Consider the following 7,096-nt stretch of genomic DNA (forward strand, 5'->3'; position numbering starts at 1 on the left):
GCGTCATGCCAGATTTAGTAGGCCGCAAATTCACCGCTGATAAGCCGAACCAGGTCTATGTAGGCGACATCACCTACCTGCCGTGTAAGGGCGGCAAGAACATGTACCTTGCCACAGTCATTGACACCTATTCACGAAAACTTGCAGGTTATGCACTCGCAGACCACATGCGTGTCTCACTGGTCATCGAGGCGGCGATTTGTGCCCCGGTGGCGGTTATTTTGATGTCGACGTGATTGTCGACGCAGACCATGGTGATGGGTTCTCCGCCCCATCGGCGTCCGATGTAGAGGCGGCGTAGTTTGTCGCCCCATCGCAGGGTTGTCTTGCCGTTCGTGCCTACTTTGTCGGTGCGTAGTCGGTAGTCGTGCTCTGGTTTGATGTCCGCATATCTGCATTCGCCCCCCATTAAGGGTGAAGCTTCAGATCAAAACTAGAAATAGTTTATAAACAGCATTATATGTATTAGGCAAGCCTTACCTTGCCTAATTTTCATGAATCGAGGTTTACTATGACCCAACAGTCCTCTACGCCCGCACGGAGTACAAGCTCATCCAGTGGGTCGACGGCACGTTTACACACCAGAGATCTCATCAACGCTGGCATCTTTGCTGCACTTTACTTTGTAATCACCTTTATAAGCGGAATGATTGGATTCGCAGGACCACAATTCATGTTTATTGGATGGTTTATCGCGGCAATCGCAAACGGAATCGTGCTAGCACTTTATGCCGTCCGCACGTCCAAAATGGGTGCTTTCACCCTCGTCGGCGGTATTAACGGATTAGCATTCATGCTCACCGGACACTACTTCTGGACCTTGCTGGGAAGCATAATTCTTGGGTTTATCACAGATTTGATTATTACAAAAAGCCACCTCAGTATTGCCAAGTCCTTCCCTATTGCCTACGGCATCTTCTGTGTCTGGATTTCTTTGCCTTTATCCCGCTAATTCTGGATACGGACTCATACTACGTCGATATCGCAGACCAAATGGGTCAAGAATACGCCGATGCTATGTCGGATATCTTCCAGCCATGGACCATTGGAGTACTGGCCATTTGTGCGCTCATCGTCGGCTTTATCGGAGGAAAGGTCGGAGTTCGCGTCAGCCGCAAACACTTTGAAAGCGCTGGTCTCCTGTGAGCCTGCAAAAACAGGGCGTGCTTCGTCGATCTTCGATCGATCCACGGACCGTGCTGCTTTCTGTTCTAGTAATCAATGCGGTAGCTCTCAGCCACGGCCACCTACCGACACTGCTGATTTCTATCGCCTTCAGCTCCATCTCACTAGCTACAGTAAAGCCACACTATGGTCTTATTTGCCTGTTCGCTTTTGCATTATCCTATCTAGGGTATTGGGGCCTATTACAGCTTCCTGGCTCTACATTTTTCGCTTTTTCAGCGGCAATTTTTTCGTGGCTAAGCCGTTTTGTCATCAGCATGTCCATCGGCGCATTCGGCTTGCTCACTCTCACACCATCCACGTTGACCTCAGCACTGCGGGACCTGCGTTTACCAGGCTGGGCCACCATTCCACCGGCGGTTTTCCTGCGCGTTTTGCCGATAATCGTGGCAGAAGCCAAAGCGATCCGCGATGCCATGGTCCTTCGGGGTCTCCAGCCTGGAGTAAAAAGCTGGATCACACAGCCCACACAATCGTCCGCGATGCTGATCATCCCCCTATTAGGCGCCGTCGTCCGCGCTGGTGATGAGCTCGCTGCCTCTGCTCTTGTCCGCGGATTGGGAGGCCCCACACGACCAACCACCACCGCCGATCTTTCCTTCAAGCTTGTCGATGCAACTGCACTAGCTGGGTTGGGCCTCATTGTTGCCTCTGTCTGGCTTCCCACGGAGGTCCACTTATGAACGAACGCAGTATCGCAACCAGTGTAAACGCCCACAACGCTTCTTTTACATATCCATTGGGCGCTCGGCCAGGCATTCAAGGTGTATCTGATGTGTCTTTTTCTGTCTCTCCAGGACAGTGTCTACTGATTACCGGTGATTCCGGATCGGGAAAGTCCACGGTACTCAAGTTGATCAACGGACTCATCCCCCATTTCAATCCAGGAGAGCTACTAGGCGCCATCACTATTATAAAGGATGACCAGGCTTTTAACCCTGCGGAAGAACCGCTGTCCCGAGCCATCGAGTTCAGCGCCTCAGTATTCCAGAATCCAAGGACACAATTTTTCACTGAAAGCGTCAATGCAGAATTGGCCTTCGGGCTAGAAAACCTTGGTGTGGATCCCACAGAAATTGAGTCGAGGATTCAATCAGCGGTCGAGCTACTAGGCATTAACGATCTTCGGGGCCGGCGATTTAAAGAATTATCCGGTGGACAGTTACAAAACGTGGCATGCGCATGCGCGCTTGTGTCCCCGGGCAGTCTCGTGCTTCTCGATGAACCCACGTCCAATCTCTCCATGGAAAGCATCGATATTCTTGCACGCGCGCTACACCGCTTGAAGGAATTAGGCACAACGATCATTATCGCTGATCACCGCCTCTTTTTCTTAAAAGATATCGCTGACCAAGTTATTTACTTGACTCAGGGAAAAATAACGCGGAGTTTCCACGCTCAGGAGTTTTATGCCTTAGACGAACCCGAACGCAAACAATTGGGGCTACGCAGCTTACACCACGTTCCCCTGCCCGCGAGCGTGCCGGTACCACCCACGCTCGAAAACGCCGATCCCCAGCGGAGCGGACTCGAGTTAAGCAACATCTGTTTTTCTTATGGCACGCATGAGGTGCTAAACATTGACCACGTATTTTTCCCCAGCGGCGAAGTCACCGCCTTAATCGGGCCCAACGGCGCTGGAAAAACCACCCTCGCCAGGATCATTTGTGGTCTTGCTTCTCCCAAACGCGGCGGTAGTCTTCGTTTGAACAGCAAACGAGTAGGAGCGGCTGCCCGCAGACGTACCGCGTACATGGTGATGCAAGATGTTGGCCGCCAGTTATTCGCAGCCACCACCGAAGAAGAAGTAACGCTCGGACTGGCAAAGAAGAAGCGGGACCATATCGATGTCAATGAGATTCTCCATCGCCTCGATCTGGCAGGAATGGCCCAACGGCATCCGCAGTCTCTGTCCGGTGGGCAACGGCAACGCTTAGCCATAGCTTCAGCCCAAGCCAAGCAAGCAGAGGTCTACATCTTCGATGAACCTACCTCTGGCGTGGGCTGGCGCCAACTGCAATCCATCTCTGCGCTCCTTCGATCTCTTGCAGCAAGCGGAGCAGTGGTCATCGTCATCACCCATGACCACGAATTCATCCAAGAATCAGTCACCAGAATCATCGATATGACTGACATCAACAAGAATTGAGAAAGTAATGTCTGAAGTAAAACAAAGTTCCACAGAATCAAGCGGAACCCACGCACCAGAATCACACGGTGCGTCACCGGAAGAAGAGGCTCGCGCAAAACAAAAAGCCGGCCAGGTCGCTCTAAAAAAGCTACTGGCCCCAGTGCAAACAACCATCTACTTCGCACAGTTTCTCGCGCTTATATCCTCGGTACTCGCCGTAGCACCCTACGTCGCGTTGGTGGCACTGGGAAATGCTCTAATCGACGGCAATACTGATGACGTCGCGTCCATTGTGAAATGGCTGCTTGCTGCATTTTTGGGCCAGCTATTCTTCTATTTCCTTGCCCTTGCGATCACCCACTTCGCTGATGCAAAGCTGGTGGGGATTAACCGGCGCCGAATTATTACCGCTATTGCGAAAGCACCACTCTCGTGGTTTAGCCAGACTAATTCCGGCAAAGTCCGCAAAGCCGTCGAGGACGATACGCTAACTCTGCACACCCTGACAGCCCACGCTCCTGTAGAGAAGGTCGCCGCGATCTTTACGCCCCTCGCGCTTCTGGTTTATGCCTTTATCTTGGATTGGCGCCTTGGTCTACTTTCTATTGCCACTGTGCCCATTTTCCTAGCAATCCAAGCGTATTCAATGAAAGATATGGGCACAAAAACTGCGGAAATGGATAATTATCTGGGTGAGGTCTCTGCGACTGCGGTGGAGTTCTCCGAAGGTATTTCCGTCGTCAAGGCTTTCGGCACCGTTGGCAAAGCCCACGCTCGATATCGCGAAGCTGCCCAAAAATTCGCGGAATTCTATTACGAGTGGGTACGTCCGCTTCTGCGTGTTTCCGCAATCTCAGAGTCTGTGGTGGCGGTTCCTGTCCTCATCCTTATCAATGTAGGAGCCGGTTCCCTGCTGATAGCTGGTGACTATGTCACGGTCGCTGAAGTCATCGCAACAACGTTAATTGCGCTGGTGATACCGGGCACGATTCAAACCGTCGGCGAAATGATGTGGTCTTACCAGCTCGCTGGCAATGCGGCGTTGCGCCTTGATGAAGTCATGACAATTTCCCACGTGAAAGAAGGCCAAAAGAGCCTCGATGCCAGTAGTCAAGACATGGAGGTGGAGTTCCATAAGGTCAGCTTTAGCTACGCCCCAGACACACCAGTCCTCCAAGACTTTTCTGCGCAACTAAACGCAGGCACTGTCACGGCATTGATTGGCCCCTCCGGGTCTGGCAAATCCACAGCAGCAACGATGCTGGCGCGTTTCCAGGATCCAGATTCGGGCACAATCACTATCAACAACGTGGATATCCGTGATCTCACTTTCGACAGTTTGTACCGCACTGTGGCTTTCGTCTTACAAGATCCTCACTTACTGCGTATAAGTATTCGGGAAAACATTCGCCTTGCACGCCCAGAAGCCCGCGATGAAGAGATCTGGCAAGCCGCAGAGGCTGCGCACATAGCTGCTGATATTCGCGCTTTACCGGCTGGGCTCGACACCGTTGTTGGCGAGGACATCTCTTTATCCGGTGGACAACAGCAACGCATTTCTATAGCCCGGGCAATTATTACCAATGCCCCAATCTTGATCCTGGATGAAGCTACTGCGGCAACTGATCCTGACTGCGAAGCAGAAATTCAAGCAGCTCTAGCCACACTCGTCAGAGGCAAGACCGTCTTAGTCATCGCCCACAAGCCGGAGTCCATCCAAGGAGCAGACCAAATAATCTGCCTCAAGCCTATGAAGGATAATTCTCATGTCTAATGCCACTACGCCTGCTAGTTCGCGTCTTCGTGATCCGCTACTCACTCGCAGTGTCAAAAAGTTGCAAGGTCCTGTAGGCCACAAGCTAAATAAAAGGTATGCTTGTCTATCGCTTATCGTTGGCGTGCTTGACGGCCTCGCCGTTCTCACGCTCGTGCCACTTACAAAGGCACTCGATGGGGATACGACAATCGCACCATGGATGTGGACGCTTTTGGCAATTGCGCTCGTAGCTTTTGCGCTACGATTTTTCGCAACCATGGCCTCTTACCACACGGCCTTGGATTTCATCCGAACCGCGCACACGACTGTGGGCGATAAATTAGCAACGCTACCGCTCGGCTGGTTCGTACCGGCTAATACCGGCGGCCTATCTCGCCTCGTTTCAGATCGCTTTATGGTGGCGGCCGAGACCATTGCGCATGTTCAAGGAACGATATACCGCGATAGCGCGGCACTTGTCACCTTGTTAGTAGGAGCGTGTTTCTGGAACCCGAAGCTGGGCTTGGTCCTTCTTATCATCGCACCATTAGCGCTCGTGGTGATGCAGTTGGCTGCATGGATTCGTGAGAAAGCATCGAACCGCACACTGGGGCCGAGTAAAGAGCTCTCCCAGCGCATCGTAGAATTTGCTAACCGTCAACCAGCCCTGCGCGCGGCAGGACAATCACAAGTTTTTGCCCCACTAGAGCAAACACTAGAAATCGACCATAAAGCACGAATACGCGAGCTATGGGTATCCACGTTAGCTTTGCTACTCAACGGCATAGTAGTGCAGATCTTCATCGTGGCTCTCATTATGGTCTCCGCGGATCTTGCCGTTGAAGGCGCCCTATCGCCACTAGAAACAATTGCGATCATCGGAATCAGCTTGAGGTTTACCCGCACGCTTGAGCAGCTGGGTTCTTCTTTCGTCGGTTTAGACGCCGGTCGTATCGCGCTCGCAGAAACTGAGCTCATCACGGATGCTCCTTCCCTGCCAGAACCCACTACTCCGCGCCCAGGCGATGGTTCGGGAAATGTAGAGCTGCGTAATGTCACGTTTGGATACGGCGATAAACCAGTATTGGTAGATGTCGCTTTCCATGCTCGATCAGGCACCGTTACCGCCATTGTCGGTCCTTCTGGCTCCGGAAAGACCACAATTGCGCGCCTTATTTCGCGATTCTGGGATGTAGATTCCGGGGCGGTGATGGTTGACGGCGTAGATATCCGCGAGCTTGGAACCGAACAGTTAATGTCCAGACTGTCCATGGTCTTTCAGGACGTCTACCTCTTCGACGACTCGTTAATCGCTAATATCCGCGTTGGTCGTCCCGACGCCTCCGATGAGGAAGTCTTCCGCGCAGCTGATCTTTCAGGCGTGACTTCTATTGCCAACCGCCTAGGATGGCATACTCCTGTTGGTGAAGGCGGTCGGCTTCTATCCGGTGGTGAACGCCAGCGCGTATCTGTAGCTCGCGCGCTTCTCAAGCAAGCGCCGATTGTACTCTTTGATGAGGCTACCTCCGCACTCGATGCAGAAAATGAGGCAAACATTCTTGCTGCGATGGACGAGCTACGGGAGCAATCTACTTTTATTGTCATCGCCCATAAGCTGGATACAATCAAATCTGCTGATCAAATCGTAGTCTTGGATGAACACGGGCAAGTCAGCCAGCTGGGCACGCATTCTGAGCTTTCCGATGTCCCCGGTATCTACCGTCACTTCTGGCAGCAACGCACAGCAGCACGCGGGTGGAAAATCAGTTCGGGACGCGATTAACGCGGGCACCGAGATCGGCGTTGTTTGCGGGGGCACCCTTCTCCCCCGCAGCACGGAGCACCCTAAGTTGAGGTTACCCTCGTTTAGTGGACACCCTATTTGTACGGATCATGTGTCCGTAGGAGAGGATGTTCATTGTGAGTCAACAGCGCAAGAAGTACACGCCGGAGTACCGGCGTGAAGCCGCAAACCTGGTAATCGAGTCAGAGTGCCGGTTCGTCGTAGTTGGTACCGGTAATCC

At 52.5% G+C, this 7,096-nt stretch carries 4 protein-coding genes and 3 pseudogenes; 6 read left to right on the forward strand and 1 reads right to left on the reverse strand.

Features of this window, described 5'->3' with window-relative positions; genetic code table 11:
- Positions 1–206 (forward strand): annotated as a pseudogene (locus HMPREF3148_RS07305) (DDE-type integrase/transposase/recombinase); the annotation flags it as partial.
- On the opposite strand, the pseudogene HMPREF3148_RS13250 reads toward HMPREF3148_RS07305, so the two are convergent.
- A pseudogene (locus HMPREF3148_RS13250) lies at positions 194–370 on the reverse strand (IS481 family transposase); the annotation flags it as partial. The pseudogenes HMPREF3148_RS07305 and HMPREF3148_RS13250 sit on opposite strands and share 13 nt — an antisense overlap.
- 141 nt (positions 371–511) lie before the next feature.
- Between HMPREF3148_RS13250 and HMPREF3148_RS07310 the strand changes: the two are divergent.
- From HMPREF3148_RS07310 to HMPREF3148_RS07330, 5 genes and pseudogenes are all read left to right on the forward strand, one after another.
- Positions 512–1,146 (forward strand): annotated as a pseudogene (locus HMPREF3148_RS07310) (MptD family putative ECF transporter S component).
- 50 nt (positions 1,147–1,196) lie between these two features.
- Positions 1,197–1,868, forward strand: a complete 672-nt coding sequence (locus HMPREF3148_RS07315; RefSeq protein WP_239662675.1) for an energy-coupling factor transporter transmembrane component T family protein — start codon at positions 1,197–1,199, stop codon at positions 1,866–1,868.
- Positions 1,865–3,334, forward strand: coding sequence for an ABC transporter ATP-binding protein (locus tag HMPREF3148_RS07320; RefSeq protein ID WP_049147404.1), 1,470 nt, complete (start codon positions 1,865–1,867; stop codon positions 3,332–3,334). Before HMPREF3148_RS07315 ends, HMPREF3148_RS07320 begins: the two co-directional genes overlap by 4 nt.
- A 7-nt stretch (positions 3,335–3,341) precedes the next feature.
- The gene (locus HMPREF3148_RS07325; RefSeq protein ID WP_070508933.1) at positions 3,342–5,090 is read left to right on the forward strand and encodes an ABC transporter ATP-binding protein; all 1,749 of its coding nucleotides are present in this window, start codon (positions 3,342–3,344) and stop codon (positions 5,088–5,090) included.
- Positions 5,083–6,855 carry an ABC transporter ATP-binding protein gene (locus HMPREF3148_RS07330; protein WP_046646865.1) on the forward strand — a complete coding sequence of 591 codons (1,773 nt, stop codon included), beginning with the start codon at positions 5,083–5,085 and terminating at the stop codon, positions 6,853–6,855. Before HMPREF3148_RS07325 ends, HMPREF3148_RS07330 begins: the two co-directional genes overlap by 8 nt.
- Positions 6,856–7,096 lie beyond the last annotated feature (241 nt).

Origin of the sequence: Corynebacterium sp. HMSC05D08, assembly GCF_001807215.1 — a bacterium.
In the GTDB taxonomy this organism is placed as follows: Bacteria; Actinomycetota; Actinomycetes; order Mycobacteriales; family Mycobacteriaceae; genus Corynebacterium; species Corynebacterium striatum.